Below are 16,478 nucleotides of genomic sequence, written 5' to 3'. Positions count from 1 at the left end.
CCCGAGTCCCCCGCCCTCTCCTTCCACCTCCCACCGGGCGCTCGTCGTGGCGCGAGCACTGGCGGTGCTCGGAGGGCTGGCCTGGTTCCTGTGGGTGGGCGGCGGGCCGGTGCTGCCGCCCACGCGCATCGACTGGATGATGCGCGAGGACTGGGCCGCGCACATCTTCGGCTGGCTCTTCTTCCGCAACGCGGACTGGACGCTGCCGCTGGGCGCGGCGCCCAACCACTTCTACCCGTACGGCTCGTCGGTGGCGCTCACGGACGGCAACCCGTGGGTGGCGCTGCTGCTCAAGCCCTTCTCACCGCTGTTGCCCGTGGACTTCCAGTACACCGGGCCGTGGCTGGCCCTGTGCTACGCGCTGATGGGCTACTTCGGCGCGCGGCTGGTGGAGACGGTGACCCCGCGTCCGGTGCCCATGGCGCTGGGTGGCACGCTGCTGGCGCTGTCGCCGGTGATGGCGGCGCGCTTCAGCCACCCCACGCTGTGCGCGCACTGGCTGCTGCTGGCCCTGCTGTGGCTCAACCTGCGCGACATCCCGGACTCGCGCACCGCGACGCGGAGCCTGGGCCTCGCCGCCCTCTTCAACGCCATCGCGTCCGGCACCCATCCGTACTGGGTGGCCATGCTGATGCCGCTGACGCTGACGCTCGGGGTGCGGCTCGTCTGGAGCCGGAAACTCGGCCCCGCGCGCGTCGCGGCACTGTGCGCGGGCATCGCGGCGCTGGACGTCGTGCTGTTCGCCCTCTTCGGCTACTTCGGCGGCAGCGGGCTGGGCGCGGAGGGCTTCGGAGAGTTCTCCGCGGACCTGGCCACGCTGGTGAACCCCATGGGTTGGTCGCGCCTGTTGCCGGACCTGCCCGCCGCGGCCCGGCAGGGCGAGGGCTTCGGCTACCTGGGCGCGGGAGCGCTGCTGCTCGGGGCGCTGGCCGGGGTGAGCCTGCTGGTGCGCCGGCGGGAAGCGCGCACGCTGGACTGGCGCCGGGTGCTGCCCGCGGCGGTCATCGTCCTGCTCATGGCCGTCTACGCCCTGTCGTCGCACGTGACGTGGCTGGGCCGGCCGGTGGCGGAGCTGGGCGCGCTGTACGCGCCGCTGACCAAGGCGACGAACGCGTTCCGCGCGTCCGGCCGCTTCGTCTGGCCCCTGCACTACCTGCTCGTCGTGGGCGCGGTGCTGCTGGTGGTGCGCCTGTGGCGCGGTGTCCCCGCCGTCGCCGTGGCCGTGCTGGCGGTGGTGCTGGCGGTGCAGGCGTACGACGTGCGCGAGGAGAAGAGCGCCCTCTTCAAGCCCGTGCGCTTCCATCGTCTGAAGTCCGCGGACTGGGACGCGCTGAAGGGCTCCTACCAACACCTGGCCCTCTTCCCGCCGCAGGTGCAGTGGGTGTGCCGCTACGACGAGCCGCTGGTGAACGCGCTGGCGTATCAGGCGTACCGGCTGAAGCTCACGTTCAACAGCGGCTACGCGTCGCGCACGCCGGAGGCGCTGGCGGCGGAGTGCCGCGCGCCACTGCCTTCGGGCGGATTGGACGCGAGCACCGCGTACGTGGTGCTGCCGCCGCACGTGCAGCCCTTCCTCGACGCGGGCGCCAACTGCGGCCTCGTGGAGAGCCTGCCGGTGTGCGTGGTGGCCAGCAACACGGATGCGTTCGCGCAGGGGCTCGCGCGTCAGCCCCGCCGTTGACGCGGGACGACACTGAAAATCCTTTCAGTCCCTTGCCGCTCCGCTGTTACCTTGCAGGTAGCCCCGGCCTCCCGCCGGGAGCGCACGTGAGGGGAGCGACAATGCCTGCGATGACGAAGCACGCTGCGGGGACGGTGTCCTGGGTGGACCTGGCGGCCTGGGACCTGGAGAAGGCCCAGGACTTCTACGGGGCGCTGTTCGGCTGGACGTTCGACCCCAGCAACAAGGAGAACGGCTACTACACGATGGCCCGCAAGAACGGCCAGCACGTGGCGGCGATGATGCCCATCCCCAAGGACGCGCCGTTCCCGCCGGCATGGAACACCTACTTCGCCGTGGAGAGCGTGGACCGCTCCGTCGCCCGTCTGAAGGAGCTGGGCGGCAAGGCGATGATGGAGCCCATGGACGTCATGGACGCGGGGCGCATGGCCTTCTGTACGGACAACACCGGCGCGGCCTTCGGCTTCTGGCAGCCGAACCTGTTCAACGGAGCGGGCCTGGTGAACGAGCCCGGCGCCATGGCCTGGAACGAGGCCAAGACGCGCGACGGCGCGAAGGCCGTGGCCTTCTACAAGGACCTCTTCGGCATGACGGCGGACAAGATGCCGGATGAGCGGATGCAGTACTGGGTCCTGAAGAAGGACGGCCGTGAGACGGCCGGCGTGATGCAGCTCGATGACAAGACGCCCGCCGAGGTGCCGGCCCACTGGATGACCACCTTCGCCGTGGCCAACACCGACGAGGCCGCGGCCACCGTCGCGCGCAAGGGCGGCAAGGTCATCATGCAGCCGTTCGATTCACCCTACGGCCGCATCGCCATCGTCGCCGACCCCGGCGGCGCGATGTTCGGCGTCATCACCCTGGCGCGGCCGGCGTAGGTCTCGTCCCGAACCTCAGGGCGTCAGGGCCGCCATCGCGGCGGCCATCACCTGCTTCACCGGCACGCCCGCGGCCCGGGCCAGCCGGACGCAGTCGTCGAACTCCGGGTGCGCGTTGAGCACCCGGCCGTCGCGCAGGCCGCGCTTCACGCGGACCTTGCCCCACGGCGTCTCCACCTCCACGAAGTCGCGCTCCAGCGCGTGACGCTCCACCCGGTGGTAGCGCACGCCCAGCGACGTGGACTCACGCAGGAGCACGTCCACCACCACCTCGCGCAGGCCGCCCTCCACCAGCGCGCCCAACAGATGCGCCGGCCGGCCCTTCTTCATCACCACCGGGGCCACCCACGCGTCCTTCGCGCCCACCTCCAGGAGCCGCTCCACCAGGTGCGCCAAGAGCTGCGGCGTGGCGTCATCCAGGTTCGCCTCCACCACCCACAGCCCTTCGGTGGCCTGCGTCTCCACGCGGCCCAGCGACGCGCGCAGCACGTTGGGCCGGTCGCGGAAGTCCTTCGTCCCCACGCCGTAGCCCACCTTCTCCACGATGAAGTCCGGAGGGTGGCCAATCTTCGTCAGCACCTTGAGCAGCGCCGCGCCCGTGGGCGTCGTCAGTTCGCCCACGCCCTCGAAGCGCACGGGCACGTCGCGCAAGAGCTCCAGCGTCGCGGGCACGGGGATGGGCATCTGGCCGTGCGCCACGCGGATGGTGCCGCTGCCCAGCGGCGGCGGCGCGGCGTGCACCTCCGGGTCGCCCAAGAGCTCCAGCACCACGGCGGCGCCGCAGATGTCCACGATGGAGTCCACCGCGCCCACCTCATGGAAGTGGATGGCGTCAATGGACACGCCGTGCACCTTCGCCTCGGCCTCGCCGATGGCGCGGAACACCGCCAGGGCCCGCGCCTTCGCGCGCTCCGGCAGCGTGGGCGCCGCTTCGATGAGCTGGCGGATGTCCGCGTAGGCGCGGTGCGGGTGCGCTTCCTTCGCGTCCAGCACCACGTCCAGGTGCGTGCCGCTGATGGCGTGGCGCACCGCGCGCGACACCGCCAGCTTCCAGCCCGGCACGTTGAGCCCGGACAGGGCCTGCGCGAGCGCGTCCGGCGACACGCCCAGGTCGATGCCCGCCGCCAGGAACATGTCCCCGGCGATGCCGCCCACGGGCTCCAGGTAGAGGATGCGTCGCATGGCGCTTCAGCTCCGGCCCTTGGTGCGGGAGATGAGCGCCGCGTAGAAGCCGCCGCCAAACCCGTTGTCGATGTTCACCGTGGCCACGTTGGAGGCGCACGAGTTCACCATCGAGAGCAGCGCGGAGATGCCCTTCAGGTTCGCGCCGTAGCCCACCGACGTGGGCACCGCCACCACCGGGATGCCGACGAGGCCGCCCAGCGCGCTCGCGAGCGCCCCCTCCATGCCCGCCACCGCCACGGCGACGTGGCACTCCTGAATCTCTTCACGCCGGCGCAGGAGCCGGTGGATGCCCGCCACGCCCACGTCGTAGACGCGCCGCACCTCCGCGCCCATGGCCTGCGCGGTGAGCGCCGCCTCCTCCGCCACGGGGATGTCGCTGGTGCCGCCCGTCACGATGGCGACGCGGCCGGCCTTCACCTTGCGCTGGGGCATGTGGAAGATGCGCGCCACCGGGTGGTATTCGCCCTTGGGGAAGCGCGCCACCAGGGCCTCCGCCTTGTCCGGCTGGAGGCGCGTCACCAGCACCGTCTGCTTGCGCTCCGCGAGCGCGCCCACGATGCCCAGCAGCTGCTCCACCGTCTTGGGCTCACCCAGCACCACCTCCGGGAAGCCGAACCGCAGGTTGCGGTGCGTGTCCACCGTCGCGTAGCCCAGCTCCGCGTACGGCAGGTCCTTCAGCTTGCCCACCGCGTCGTCCAGGCTGACCTTGCCCGTCTTCACCTGGCCCAGCAGGGCCCTGAGCGCCTTCTCGTCCATGGGCGACCCTCTACCCCAGGCGCCCCCGGTCCTCCAGGCGAACGGCGGGCGGCGGACTAGAGGCCCAGCCGGGACAACAGCGCCTGGGCGCTCCCGCGCTCCAGCACCAGCAGCATCTGGCCGCCCAGGTTCGTGGGGCCCGTGGCCGCGAAGCGCGCCGCCAGCACCACACCCGGCCCCGGCTCCACGTCGCCCAGCACGCCCGCCAGCACCGGCCTCACGGGGCCCCGCTGGAGGTGGGGCACGGAGGGCAAGAGCCGCCAGCCCGTCAGCCGTCCAATGGCGGACAGGCACGCGCTCGCGAGGATGTTCGCGGCCTCGGCCAGGGCGCTCTCGCGCTCCTCGGGGGACGCGGGGTGGCCCCGCACCAGCGCGGACTCCAGCGCCTCCGCGTCCACGGACGGCAGCGTCAGCACCAGCGCGCCGCGCAGCTCGCCCGTCATGCCCAGGCGCACGGCGACGGCCGGGGCCTCATCCATGAAGAGGGCCGGGCCGTGGGCAGCGTCCGTGACGCGCACCTCGGGGACGGACAGGTCCACGCGGCCACCCACCAGCCGGGCCAGGGCGTTGGCGCCATGTCCGCAGCCGATGTTGGCCACCTCGCGCAGGGCGTCGAGCTGCGCGTCACTGGGCAGGGGGGGGCTCACGCGGTCAGTAACCTCGGGACGTCCAGGATGAACACGGGACGACCGCTGCCCAGGATGGTCACGCCGGACAATCCCGGCAGCAAGTCCAGGGGGCGGGACAAGGGTTTGAGTACGACTTCCTCCTGCCCCAGGAGGCGATCCACCGCCAGCGCCACCTTGCCGGTGCCGGCGTCGCCCTCCATCACCACGAAGGGCCGGAAGCCGGGCTTCGGCGCCGCGGGCACGCCCAGGAGCACCTCCAGGGCATGCACCGGCAACAGGCCGTTGCCGTGGGGCAGGAGCGCCGTTTCACGGCTCTTGCTCAGGGCCTGCGGATCCGCCTCCGTGGCGCCCACCACCTTGGCGATGGGCAGGCCGAACACTTCCTCGCCCACCTCCACCAGGAGCAGGTGCACCACGGCGACGGTGAGCGGCAGGCGCAGCGTGAAGACCGTGCCCCGGCCGCGCTCGCTGTCGATTTCGAGCGTGCCGCCCACGCTCTCCACCACGCGCTTCACCGCGTCCATGCCCACGCCGCGGCCGGAGATGTCGGTGATGTCCTTGGCGGTGGAGACGCCCGGCAGGCACGACAGGAGGAACGCGTCACGGTCCGACAGGCGCTGGGCGGCGTCCTCGGTGATGAGCCCGCGCTTGAGCGCCGAGGCCTTGAGCCTCGCGGGGTCCATGCCCCGGCCGTCGTCCTCAATGTCGATGATGACGCGGTCGCGCGCGCGGCGCACCGTGACGGTCACCCGGCCGCGCGCGGCCTTCTTCGCGGCCGCCCGCTCCTCCGGGGACTCCAGGCCGTGGTCGATGCAGTTGCGCAAGAGGTGCAGCAGCGGATCCGCCAGCTCGTCGAGGATGGCGCGGTCCAGTTCGATTTCGGCGCCGGTGATGACCAGCTCCACCTCGCGCTCCTTGCGGCGGGCGAGGTCGCGCGCGGCGCGGGGCAGCCGGTCGGTGATGAGCGACAGCGGCGTCATGCGCGCGCTCATGACCTTGTCGTGCAGGTCCTTCACCAGCGTGTGCAGCCGGTAGACGCCCTCCTCCAGCGCGGGGCGCGTGTTCTCCGGCAGCACCTTGCCCACTTCGCGCAGGCGCGCGGTGGCGAGCATCAGCTCCCCCACCGTGTCCAGGAAGTAGTCGAGCAGCTCCGTGCGCACGCGCACCGTGCGCGAGCCCGCGTCGGCGTTGGCCCGCGCGGCGTCCGACGTGGGCACGGCGACGGGGAGGGCGGGCGGCTCCGGGACGGAGGGCGCGACGGAGACGACCTCCACCTCGGCCACGTTGCGCAGGGCCGTCTGGATGCCGGCCTCGCCCACGCCGGTCTCCACGTCCACCTGGATGTAGCCGTCCGGGATGCGGCCGGCCTTGAGCTCCTCCAGGGGCGGCCGCAGGTCCACGAGCGTGCCCAGGGTGGACAGCCGCTTGTGCACGAGGAACGCGCGCACGCCGGGCACCTGGCAGGTGGGGGAGATGCGCAGGCGCACGGACCAGCGGGGAGCGCCCGCCTTGCCGTCCGCGACGCTGGTGACGGCCTTGAGGCCCGTGGCGAGCGCCGCAACGGAGGCGGGAATGTCGTTGTCCGGCACCGCCGCCAGGGACCGCGCGACGGGGGCGCCATAGAGCGCCTCCGGACCGCTCAGGTCGCGCGGCGGCATCAGGGTGGCCGGCGGCATCACCGTCACGGGGGCGGACGTCGTCGCCCGTTCGGAAGCCCCCGGAGCGGAAGTCCCGGCCGCGGCGTTGGCGCCGGGCGCTCCCTGCACCGTGGCCTCTGGAGTCGAAGGCCCGGCCCCGCTGGACGCGGAGGCCCCCGAGGCACCCGCCGCGACCCGCGTGGCCGGTGAGCGACTCCACGCGGGTGCCCAGCTGCTTGAGCAACCCTTCCGCCTGCTCCGGTTCGCGGTTGGACGCGACGGCGCGCACCTGGGCGGTGAGCGTGTCCGCGGCGTTGAGCAGCAGGTCCACCAGGTCCCGGTCCAGGAGCTTGCGGTCCTGCCGCACCGCGTCCACCAGGTCCTCCACCCGGTGCGCCAGCATCGCGATGGGCTCGAAGCCCATGGACGACGCCATGCCCTTCACCGAGTGGGCGTGCCGGAACATCGAGTCCACGGTGCTGGCGGTGGCCTCGCGCTCCAGCGCCACGAGGTCCCGCCCGAGCGCCTCCAGGTGCTCGGTGGCCTCCGAGATGAAGAGGCCCAGGTACCGGGACATGTCCATCGTCATGACCCGGCACCTCCTTCAGGCGGACGGGACCGCGACCCGGGCGGGCGCGGCCCCTGTTCGCGCCGCTCAGGCCTCGCCCAGCACCTTCTTCACGACCGCCAGCACGTCCTCCGCCCGGAACGGCTTGACGATGAAGTCCGAGGCGCCCGCCTCGATGGCCTCCATCACCAGGCTCTCCTGCCCGAGCGCAGAACACATGATGACGACCGCGCTGCTGTCGGCCTTGATGATTTCCCGCGTCGCTTCAATTCCGCTCTTGAAGGGCATCACGATGTCCATCGTCGTGAGGTCCGGCTTCAACTCCTTGAACTTCTCCACGGCCTCCAGGCCGTTGGCCGCCTCACCGACGACCTCGAACCCTCCAGACGCAAAGATGTCCTTGATCATGTTGCGCATGAAGATGGCGTCGTCGACGACCAGCACCCGCTTAGCCATGTGAAGAACTCCGCCTCCGTTTCAGGCCTAGAGGGAGCGCACCCTATCACCGGCCGTTTCCGGGGGGCTACTCACTTGGAGGGAGTGAACAAGGCAACGACCGCCGCATCAAGTCCTTCCGGATCCAGTACGGTCACTCCCAGACCGCCCAGGCGGGCAACGCCGCGTACCGCGGGCATGACCTTACCCGGCGCCGCGCTCACGCGCTCCACCGCCTCGATTCCGTCCACATCCGTCACCAGGAGGCCCAAATCCCTGCGACCCCGGTCCAGTAGCACGACGCGGCACAGGGGCGTGGGACCTTCTGGCAGGTGCAGGAGCTGCCGCAGCTCCACCACCGTCACCACCCGGCCGCGCAGGTTCATCACCCCGGTGATGGCGGACGGGGCCCGGGGCACCCGCGTGTAGCGCTCCGGGGGCACGACGACCTCCCGGACGGCCGACAAGGGCAACCCGTAGCGTTCCTTCTCGACCCGGAAGATGACGTGCCGCACGGTGAAGGCCCTTGTGCCGGAAAGCGGCTCGGGACGGGGGACGGGGCTTTCAGGGCCCCAGGCGGAAGCTGCGCACCACGCTCTGCAGCTCCACGGAGAGGTTGGTCAGCTCGCTCGCCAGTGACGTCATCCGCGACACCGCGGCCGTCTGCTCCTGGATGACGGCCTGGATGGCCTCCGTGGAGCTGGCGTTGTTCTTCGCCACGAGCTTGATCTCCTCGATGGCCTTCACCATCTCCTCGCTGCCCTTCATCTGGTCGCGGGTGCTGTCGGAGATGAGCGTCACCTTCTCCGCGCCCTTGCGCGCGGTGTCGGTGATGGCCCCCATGGAGCGCATGATGTCGGTGAGGTCCTCACGGCCCTCCGCCAGCTCCGCGATGCCTTCCTTCATGGCGCTCACGACGGAGGTGGACTGGCCGGAGATGTCGCGCGCCAGGCGGGAGATCTGCTCCGCGGAGCGGCCGGCGCTCTCCGCCAGCTTGCGCACTTCATCCGCCACCACCGCGAAGCCGCGGCCGTACTCGCCCGCGCGCGCCGCCTCGATGGTGGCGTTGAGGGCCAGGAGGTTCGTCTGCTGCGCCACCTGGGTGATGGCGTCGACGATCTTGGAGATTTCCTGCGTCTTCTCGCCGAAGGCGAACACCTGCTGGCTGGCGGACTCGATGCGGTTGAAGACCTTCTTCACCTTGTCGCCCGCGAGCCGCGCCGCCTTGGAGCCGTCCTCCGCGCTGCTGCTGGTCTCCGCGGACGTGCGGGCCGCGTCCAGGGCGCTGGCCGCCGTGCGCTGGATGCTGCCGGCCATCTCCGTGATGACCTTGGAGGCCTGGGACACGAGCTGGGACTGGGTCTCCGCGCCGCTGGCGATCTTCTCCATGGACGAGCCCACTTCCTCCGTGGACCCGTTGACGTTCTCCGCGGACCGCTGCAGGTCGATGGCGGTGTCCGCCACGCTCTTGGCGGTGTCTTGAATCTTGCCCACCAGCTCGCGCAGGTTCTCCTGCATGCGGGAGATGGCGCCCGTCAGCTCGTCGATTTCGTCGCGGGTGCTGTGCACCTCCGCGGCCACGGGCTTGGACAAATCCCCCTGGGAGATTTCGAAGGCGGAGCGGCTGAGCACCTTCACGCGGGTGACGCGCGCCAGCAGCGACGGCAGGAACGCGGCGCCGCCGAAGGTGATGAGCACGCCCACGCCCACCCGGATGAGGAAGCTCCAGCGGCCCCAGGACGCGTCGAAGAGGCTCTCCGTGCAGAGCAGCCACGTGCCCAGGAGCAGGCCCAGCAGGATGTAGCCGGTGGTGATCTTCCGGTGCAGGGACTGCTCGCGGACCGCCTTGGGGCCATCGACGGCGCGCAGCAGTCGCTGCACCGGCTCGCGTCGGGGGGTGAGGCCAGAGGGGGGGTCGTCGCGTAGGGGGCGGCGCACGGAGTGCTTTCAGCGGGAGGGGCGGAAAACAGCCCAGGGGTTTAGCCTTGCTGTCCGGTACGGGTCAATCATCCGGCCGGATCTGCCTGCTTGACCGGGCGAAGTGATCGAATCCCGCTGGAGGGGTCAGAAGGTGCCCTCCCGTGTCTCGAATCCGCAACTTCCGCTCTCGGGTGAGCCCCCCGATGCGCGTCACCGCCTGCCCGGCGCGAGCACACGCCCGCTCGAACGCCTGCATGCGTGAAGGTGGGACGGCGAGCAGCAGCTCATAGTCCTCCCCTCCCCGCAGGGCACCCTCCGGCCCCAGCGCCGCGCGCACGGCGGGCGACAGGGGCAGCCGGTCCAGCTCCAGCTCCACGCCCACCCGGGACGCGGCGCACAGGTGGCCCAGGTCCTGGGCCAGTCCATCCGACACGTCCATGCCGGCGGAGGCGAAGCGCGCGGCCAGCCGGCCTAGGGCGATGCGGGGCTCGGGACGGCGCTGGCGCTTCACGGCCGCGCCCCGCCGGACGCCGGCCTGGAGGTGCTGGAGCCCCAGGCGCGCGTCGCCCAGCGTGCCGGAGACATAGAGCGCGTCCCCGGGCCGGGCCCCGGAGCGGGTGAGGGGCGCGTGGGACAGCTCGCCGGTGACGGTGAGGGTGACGGACACCTCGCGCGCGGAGGTGAAGTTGCCGCCCACGAGCATGATGCGGTGGGCCTTCGCGAGCGCGGCCATGCCCCGGCCCAGCGCGGACACCTCGCGGGCGGGGAAGTCCCGGGGCAGCGCGAGCGCGCACACGAACCAGCGCGGCGTGGCGCCCATGGCGGCCAGGTCCGACAGGTTCACCGCGAGCGCCTTGTGGCCGATGTCCGCCGCGGAGAACGTCGCGCGGGTGAAGTGCACGTCCTCCACCACGGCGTCGGTGGTGACGCACAGCGCGCCCTTCGTCGGGGCGAGCACGGCGCAATCGTCCCCCGGGCCCACCATCACCCGCGCGCGCGGGAAGCAGGCGAGGAAGCGTTGGATGAGGTCGAACTCGCCGGGCATGGAGGGTGAGAGAGACCACGCCCGCGCCCGGTGACGCAATGCTGACCAGCGAACCGGCGGGCGGGAGCGGCCCCCATGGCGTTGACGGTGTCGGACCTCCCAGGCATAGGACTGAGCAGTGCCCTCTTCCGCCACACCCATGGACCTGCGCCGCCGGCTGGTGACGGAAGCGCTGGGGTGTGGGCTGGTGGTGGTGGCGCTGGAGGGTTCGCACCACGTCGCGGAGCACCTGGGCGCGAGCGCCACGGAGGGACGCCTCTTCATGTCCCTGTCGTGCGGCGCGGTGCTGGCGTGCCTGCTGTGGGTGCTCCGGCCGTTGTCGGGCGCGCACCTGAACCCCGCGCTCACCTTCGCGGACGCGCTGGGGGACCGCACGCCGTGGCGCGAGGTGCCCCTGTACGCGCTGGCGCAGCTGTCCGGCAGCCTGGTGGGGCGGCTCGTCGCGCACCGCATGTGCAACGAACCGCTGCTGCTCACCGCCAGGACGCCCACGGCGGACGGGGCCCGGTTCCTCACGGAGATGGTGGCCACGTTCGGGTTGCTGGTGGTGGTGCGCGGCTGCGTGCGCACGCGGCCGTCGGCGACGCCGCTGGCCATCGCGGGCTACGTGGCCGCGACGGTGTGGTTCACGGACTCGCGCTCGCTGGCGAACCCCGCGCTGGTGCTGGCGCGGGCGGCCAGTGCCCACGTGGGGGTGATGAGCCCGTGGGAGGTGGAGTCCTTCATCGCGGCGCAGCTGCTGGGCGCGGCGCTGGCGGTGTTCCTCTTCCGGTGGTTGCTCGGCAGCCCGCCGCCACGGCCCGCCGCCACGGCCGTGGAGACCGTCGTCTTCGAGTGCGCGGAGCCAGGCCCCGCGCACCTGGCCGCCGCCCTCTTCAACGCGCTGGCGCACCCGGACCGGGCCCGCGCGGTGGTGTCGCCGCCTCCGGGCACGGGCCTGGATGACGGGCCGCCGGTGGCGGTGGCGGCGCTGATGCGGGAGGCGAACCTGCGCGCCGCGCCGCCGCGCGACCGGAGCGTGCCCGCGTCGCACAACGTCCTCATCGACGTCGCGGGCCAGGCGCCGGGCATGGACGCGCGCGTGCGCGAGCGCTGGTCACTGCCCGCGCTGTCGCTGCTGGACGAGGCGGGCGCGAAGGCGCTGCAGGCGGCGCTGCGGCCCAAGCTGCACCAGCTCCTCGCGCGACGGGGCTGGGAGCGGCTGCACGTCGTGAGCGGCGGCCCCACGCCTGAAGGCCCCCGCGCCCTCACCTGACCCGGACCGCCTCCGCGTGACGGGGTGCGCCGTTGACGTCAGGGCGACAGGCGAGCATGACAGTTCAAGAGAGGGATTCGCATGATGGAAGGTCTTCCCCCCGTCGTCTCCTGGCCGCCACTGCAGACGCTGATGCGCCTGACGCTCGCGCTCGCGGTGGGCCTGTTCGTCGGGTTGGAGCGCGAGTGGCGCGGCAAGGAGGCCGGCCTGCGCACGTTCGGCTTCGCGGCGCTCCTGGGCGGCATGGGCGGCCTGCTGGGTCCGAACTTCGCGCTGCTCAGCCTCGCGCTGCTGGGCGTGCTCCTGTGCTTCCTCAACTGGCAGTCCCTGCGCGCCAACGGCGGCGCGGAGCTGACCACGTCCGCCGCGCTGCTCGTCACGGGCTTCACCGGCGTGCTCTGCGGCCTGGGCCACACCGTCACGCCCGCCGCGGTGGGCGTGACGACGGCGGGCCTGCTCGCGTGGAAGGAGCGGCTGGCCACCTTCAGCCATAAAATCACCGCCGAGGAGCTGCGAAGCGCCATCCTGCTGGCCATCCTCGCCTTCGCCATCTACCCGGTGCTGCCCGCGCAGCCGGTGGACCCGTGGGGCCTCATCGAGCCGCGCGCCGCGTGGGTGACCGTCATCCTCATCGCGGCCATCGGCTTCGTGAACTACCTCCTGTGGAAGGTGTTCGGCACGCACGGCGTGGAGGTCACCGGGTTCCTGGGCGGACTCGTCAACAGCACCGTCACCGTGGCGGAGCTGGCCAACCGCGTGCGGGAGACGTCCGGGCGCCTGCTCGACGTGGCGTACCGGGGCGTGATGCTGGCCACCGCCGCCATGGCGCTGCGCAACGCCGTGCTGCTGGGGCTGCTCTCCTTCCGCGCGCTGGTGGACTCCGCCATCCCGCTGGTCCTCATCCTCCTGTCCAGCACGGGCCTGGCGCTGATGCGCTCGCGCACGGAGGCCGCGCCCGGCGCCGAGCCGCCCGCCCTGCCCCTCAAGTCGCCCTTCTCGCTGCCGTCCGCGCTGAAGTTCGGCCTCATCTTCCTGGCGCTCCAGGTGGTGGGCACCGTGGGCCAGACGCTGTTGGGCCGCTGGGGCTTCTACGCGGTGAGCGCCTTGGGCGGCCTGGTGTCCAGCGCGTCCGCCGTGGCCTCCGCCGCGTCGCTGTGCGCCAATGGCACCATCTCCCCCACGACGGCCGGGGTGGGCGCCATCATCGCGTCGCTCGCCAGCGCCGCCATCAACTTCATCCTCGTGGCACGCGTCTCCGAGCAGCGCTCGCTCACGCTGCGGCTGGGCCGGGCGCTGGGCGTCGTGATGCTGCTGGGGCTCATGGGCGCGTTCGTGCAGACGCGCCTGCCCACGTTCGTGCCCGCGGACGCCGGAGGCGCGGGCCTGTTCAAGCCCCACGCCCCCGGACAGCCCCACGCGGACTAGCCAGCGTGACTCAGACGCAGAAGTAGGTCGCGTCCGTCCAGCCCCACTGGCCGTTGGACAGGCGCTGCACGTACATCCAGTTGCCGTCGCGGCTGTACACCTCCACGCCCTCGCCGTAGTTGATCTGCGCGAACACGGCGCCGCCCGGCGAGTAGCGCAGGCCCACGGTGTTCGCGGCGCACACCCAGCGGAAGTACTTCGCATGCACCGGGCGGTCGTTGTTCTCCTCCTGGGCGGGAGCGCTCACCTGCGTGTTGTCATTCTGCTGCGCCTCCATGTCCTCCGGCGCGCCACCACAGCCCACCAGCAGACCGGTGATGGCGAACGCAGCCACGCCGAACGCGCGGATCGAAGACGTCTTCATGGGCAACTCCAATGTCAGGGGGGTTGGACTACGAAAAACAGATTATACACGTTTGATTCGAAATCAAGACTAAGCAGTATAAACAATTAATCCCGGGGGATAAATCCATTCATCCGCTGGCTCCGTAGCCGGCGCGCCGTGGGACGAAAGGACAAGCGCGGGGCATGCGGACGCGGGCGCGATGCGTCAACGCACCGCACCCACGCGCCGCGGCAACCGGCTGTCTGCCTTTAGAAGCGGTCCGGCTCCGGCATGGGCGGCGCGGCCGTCATTCCGCGCTCCTGCATGGGCGGGTGCAGCGGCAGCTGGACGATGAAGCGCGAGCCATGGCCGAACTCGCTCTCCACGCGCACCCGGCCGCCGTGGCCCTCCACCAGGCTCTTCACGATGGCCAGGCCCAGCCCCGCGCCGCCGAACTCGCGCGTGGAGCTGCCGTCCACCTGGTAGAAGCTCTGGAAGATGCGCTCGAACTCCTCGGCGCGGATGCCCACGCCGGTGTCCTCCACGCTGATGCGGTAGCCGGGCACGCCCAGCTCCTGCTGCATCGCCGCGTCCGACAGCGTCACCTTCACCCGTCCACCCGCGGGCGTGAACTTCACCGCGTTGGCCAGCAGGTTCACCACCACCTGGCGCAGCTTGTCCAAATCACCCGCGAGCCGGGGCTGCGGCGTGTGCGGCAGCCGCACCTCCAGCTCCAGGCCCTTGCGCTGCGCCTGCGGCAGCACGCTGGAGACCGCCGTCTGGATGATGTAGCCGGGGTCCACCGGCGCCATGGACAGCCGCAGGCGGCCGGCTTCAATCTGGCTCAGGTCCAGCAGCGAGGAGATCATCGAGAGGAGCGTCTCGCCCTTCTCCACGATGGTGCGCACATACTGGAGCTGCTCCGGGTTGAGCGGCCCCGCCAGCCCCTCCGCCATCATCTCCGAGTAGCCCAGGATGGACGCGAGCGGCGTGCGCAGCTCGTGGCTCACCGTGCCCAGGAAGGTGGACTTCAGCCGGTCCAGCTCCTTGAGCCGCGCGTTCGCCTGGAGCAGCCGCGCGTTCTGCGCCTCCAGCTCGCGGTGCACCTCCAGCGTGGACTCCAGATGCAGGTGCGTGGCCAGGTATGCCTTCTGCCCGCTGGCGACGAGCGCCCCCAGCATCTGCCCGAAGTGGCCCAGCACCTGCGCGGCGGTGCGCTCCGGCACGCGGCGCACGCGGCCCAGCAGCTCCTGCGCGCGCTCCAGGTCCAGTCCCTGGATGCCGGTGAGCGTCTCCGGGAAGTCCGTCAGCTCCTCCGGCGTGAAGGGCCCCAGGATGACCCGGCCCAGGAGGTCGCCGTCCCAGCGCACCGGCATCACCACGTAGCGCAGGCCGGTGAAGCAGGTGAGCGCGATGAGGCCCGCGGCTTCGGAGACGTCGCCGTCCGCCACGCGCCCGCCGGCCTCCGGCAGCACGGGGCCGTCCTTCACCCGGCCCACCATGGCGGTGCACGCGTGGCGGCCGTCCGGGAAGGAGAAGACGTAGGCGCAGAAGTCGCCGTGGCCCACCTTCACGTCCGCCAGCTTGTTGCCGCGCGTGTCCAGCACCTTGATGCCCACGCGGTACAGGTCGCTGAAGCCCTTCACCACCTCCGTGAAGGACGGCAGATCCAACAGGTCCCCGAGCGACAACCGCCGCTGGAGCGCGGACTCGCGCCGGGGCGCGCTCTTGGTGTTCCGGGGTCCTCCGCCTGACGCGGCGCTCATGGCGCCCTCCCGCTCTCCCTGCCGCCAGGCAGGGAGCCGGGCCCGTACCGCCCCTCCAACGCCGTGCCGCTCAGGTCGATGTGGCGGAAGATCTGCCCCAGGAACTCTTCCTCGCTCAGGCCCACGTTGCGCGACAGCTGCGCCCGGCCTTCCAGCGCGCGCCAGGCCGTCTGCACCACGGCGTGGAAGGTCTCCACCACGCCCTCGCCTCGCACGGCCACGGAGCCCACCACCGGCTGGCTGCCCCGGCGCTGCACCTCCGCCAGCTCCGCGTCCGTCAGGCTGTCGGGCAGGTCGCGCTTGTTGAACTGGATGACCACCGGCACCTGCGTGGGGTCCAGCTCCATCTCCCGCAGGTTCTCCTGGAGGTTGCGCCAGTAGTTGTTGTTCTCCTGGGACGCGTTGCGGCGGCTGTCCGCGATGAAGACCACCGCGTCCGCCCCCTGGAGCACCACCCGCCGCGTGGCGTTGTGGATGACCTGGCCGGGCACCGTGAAGAGCTTCACCTTCACCTTGAAGCCCGTGGAGGTGGAGAAGAAGACGGGCAGCAGATCGAAGAAGAGCGTCCGGTCGTCGTGGGTGTCGACCGACAGGAGGCGCCCTCGCACGTCTGGCCGCGCCCGGGCGTGCAGCTTGCGCAAGTTCGTCGTCTTCCCGCTCAACCCGGGGCCGTAATAGACGATCTTGAGCGTCAGCTCGCGCTGGGCGTGGTTGAGTTGCAAGGCGCTAGAACTCGGACCGAGGGGGACCCGGACAGGGGTTTTATAATGGCCTCACGTCCCGCGCGGAAGGCCGCTCGCAGTCCAGACGGCGAGGCGGAACGCGTCTTCCCGGAATGATGCTCCCGCGCGCGACGTTTCGAGTAGTTCCTGCTTCCCGCCTGGGAGGAGGACGTCTCCCCACACGGAAAACAGGACAATGCGCGCGGAATGATCGCGTGCATGGGTACGGGGGGACCGGTTAGGATCGCGGA

Annotated in this window: 15 protein-coding genes and 1 pseudogene; 4 read left to right on the top strand and 12 right to left on the bottom strand. The window is 71.5% G+C overall.

Annotated features, from left to right (window positions below; translation table 11 throughout):
* Together D7X32_RS25090 and D7X32_RS25085 are read left to right on the top strand one after the other, a co-directional pair.
* Positions 1–1,681, top strand: a 1,681-nt coding sequence (locus tag D7X32_RS25090; protein WP_341868157.1) for a DUF6311 domain-containing protein, incomplete at its 5' end; no start/stop codon positions are given.
* A gap of 110 nt (positions 1,682–1,791) precedes the next feature.
* Positions 1,792–2,559, top strand: a complete 768-nt coding sequence (locus D7X32_RS25085) for a VOC family protein (RefSeq protein WP_244239164.1) — start codon at positions 1,792–1,794, stop codon at positions 2,557–2,559.
* A gap of 15 nt (positions 2,560–2,574) precedes the next feature.
* Here the strand turns inward: D7X32_RS25085 and larC are convergent, their stop codons facing one another.
* The 9 genes and pseudogenes from larC to thiL form a co-directional block, all read right to left on the bottom strand.
* On the bottom strand, positions 2,575–3,741 hold the full coding sequence (gene larC / locus D7X32_RS25080; RefSeq protein ID WP_120605094.1) for a nickel pincer cofactor biosynthesis protein LarC: 1,167 nt from the start codon (positions 3,739–3,741) through the stop codon (positions 2,575–2,577).
* Between the two features lie 6 nt (positions 3,742–3,747).
* Positions 3,748–4,500, bottom strand: a complete 753-nt coding sequence (gene larB / locus D7X32_RS25075) for a nickel pincer cofactor biosynthesis protein LarB (protein ID WP_120605093.1) — start codon at positions 4,498–4,500, stop codon at positions 3,748–3,750.
* Between the two features lie 56 nt (positions 4,501–4,556).
* Positions 4,557–5,147 carry a chemotaxis protein CheC gene (locus D7X32_RS25070; RefSeq protein WP_120605092.1) on the bottom strand — a complete coding sequence of 197 codons (591 nt, stop codon included), beginning with the start codon at positions 5,145–5,147 and terminating at the stop codon, positions 4,557–4,559.
* Positions 5,144–6,895, bottom strand: a complete 1,752-nt coding sequence (locus D7X32_RS25065; RefSeq protein WP_439329020.1) for a chemotaxis protein CheW — start codon at positions 6,893–6,895, stop codon at positions 5,144–5,146. Before D7X32_RS25065 ends, D7X32_RS25070 begins: the two co-directional genes overlap by 4 nt.
* 226 nt (positions 6,896–7,121) lie before the next feature.
* Positions 7,122–7,343 (bottom strand): annotated as a pseudogene (locus D7X32_RS47955) (Hpt domain-containing protein); the annotation flags it as partial.
* A gap of 78 nt (positions 7,344–7,421) precedes the next feature.
* Positions 7,422–7,790 carry a response regulator gene (locus D7X32_RS25060; RefSeq protein WP_014400067.1) on the bottom strand — a complete coding sequence of 123 codons (369 nt, stop codon included), beginning with the start codon at positions 7,788–7,790 and terminating at the stop codon, positions 7,422–7,424.
* Positions 7,791–7,861: 71 nt separating this feature from the next.
* Positions 7,862–8,284, bottom strand: a complete 423-nt coding sequence (locus D7X32_RS25055) for a chemotaxis protein CheW (protein WP_120537920.1) — start codon at positions 8,282–8,284, stop codon at positions 7,862–7,864.
* A gap of 49 nt (positions 8,285–8,333) precedes the next feature.
* Entirely contained in the window at positions 8,334–9,707 is a 1,374-nt protein-coding gene (locus tag D7X32_RS25050; protein ID WP_120605091.1) for a methyl-accepting chemotaxis protein, read from the bottom strand.
* 64 nt (positions 9,708–9,771) lie between these two features.
* A complete protein-coding gene (thiL, locus tag D7X32_RS25045; protein ID WP_120605090.1) occupies positions 9,772–10,734 on the bottom strand; it encodes a thiamine-phosphate kinase in 963 nt (320 codons plus the stop codon).
* A 118-nt stretch (positions 10,735–10,852) separates the two neighbouring features.
* Here thiL and D7X32_RS25040 point away from each other — a divergent pair, with 118 nt between their 5' ends.
* The gene (locus tag D7X32_RS25040; protein ID WP_341868156.1) at positions 10,853–11,989 is read left to right on the top strand and encodes an aquaporin; all 1,137 of its coding nucleotides are present in this window, start codon (positions 10,853–10,855) and stop codon (positions 11,987–11,989) included.
* A gap of 81 nt (positions 11,990–12,070) precedes the next feature.
* The gene (locus D7X32_RS25035) at positions 12,071–13,414 is read left to right on the top strand and encodes an MgtC/SapB family protein (RefSeq protein WP_120605088.1); all 1,344 of its coding nucleotides are present in this window, start codon (positions 12,071–12,073) and stop codon (positions 13,412–13,414) included.
* A gap of 10 nt (positions 13,415–13,424) precedes the next feature.
* Here the strand turns inward: D7X32_RS25035 and D7X32_RS25030 are convergent, their stop codons facing one another.
* The 3 genes from D7X32_RS25030 to D7X32_RS25020 all read right to left on the bottom strand — a co-directional run bounded on the left by D7X32_RS25030 (position 13,425) and on the right by D7X32_RS25020 (position 16,227).
* Positions 13,425–13,778 carry an SH3 domain-containing protein gene (locus D7X32_RS25030; RefSeq protein WP_120605087.1) on the bottom strand — a complete coding sequence of 118 codons (354 nt, stop codon included), beginning with the start codon at positions 13,776–13,778 and terminating at the stop codon, positions 13,425–13,427.
* A 230-nt stretch (positions 13,779–14,008) separates the two neighbouring features.
* The gene (locus D7X32_RS25025; RefSeq protein ID WP_120605086.1) at positions 14,009–15,505 is read right to left on the bottom strand and encodes an ATP-binding protein; all 1,497 of its coding nucleotides are present in this window, start codon (positions 15,503–15,505) and stop codon (positions 14,009–14,011) included.
* Positions 15,502–16,227, bottom strand: coding sequence for a GTP-binding protein (locus D7X32_RS25020; protein WP_120605085.1), 726 nt, complete (start codon positions 16,225–16,227; stop codon positions 15,502–15,504). The genes D7X32_RS25025 and D7X32_RS25020 overlap by 4 nt, the downstream gene beginning before the upstream one ends.
* Positions 16,228–16,478 lie beyond the last annotated feature (251 nt).

It is taken from the genome of Corallococcus carmarthensis, assembly GCF_003611695.1.
Taxonomy (GTDB): Bacteria; Myxococcota; Myxococcia; order Myxococcales; family Myxococcaceae; genus Corallococcus; species Corallococcus carmarthensis.
Note: the sequence above shows the minus strand (reverse complement) of the source record. Positions and strands in the feature narration are given on the sequence as shown.

Coding starts and splice junctions, on each gene's coding strand:
- D7X32_RS25035 (WP_120605088.1), top strand. CDS start 12,071: ATGATGGAAGGTCTTCCCCCCGTCGTCTCCTGGCCGCCACTGCAGACG.
- D7X32_RS25085 (WP_244239164.1), top strand. CDS start 1,792: ATGACGAAGCACGCTGCGGGGACGGTGTCCTGGGTGGACCTGGCGGCC.
- D7X32_RS25025 (WP_120605086.1), bottom strand. CDS start 15,505: ATGAGCGCCGCGTCAGGCGGAGGACCCCGGAACACCAAGAGCGCGCCC.
- larB (WP_120605093.1), bottom strand. CDS start 4,500: ATGGACGAGAAGGCGCTCAGGGCCCTGCTGGGCCAGGTGAAGACGGGC.
- larC (WP_120605094.1), bottom strand. CDS start 3,741: ATGCGACGCATCCTCTACCTGGAGCCCGTGGGCGGCATCGCCGGGGAC.
- D7X32_RS25030 (WP_120605087.1), bottom strand. CDS start 13,778: ATGAAGACGTCTTCGATCCGCGCGTTCGGCGTGGCTGCGTTCGCCATC.
- thiL (WP_120605090.1), bottom strand. CDS start 10,734: ATGCCCGGCGAGTTCGACCTCATCCAACGCTTCCTCGCCTGCTTCCCG.
- D7X32_RS25060 (WP_014400067.1), bottom strand. CDS start 7,790: ATGGCTAAGCGGGTGCTGGTCGTCGACGACGCCATCTTCATGCGCAAC.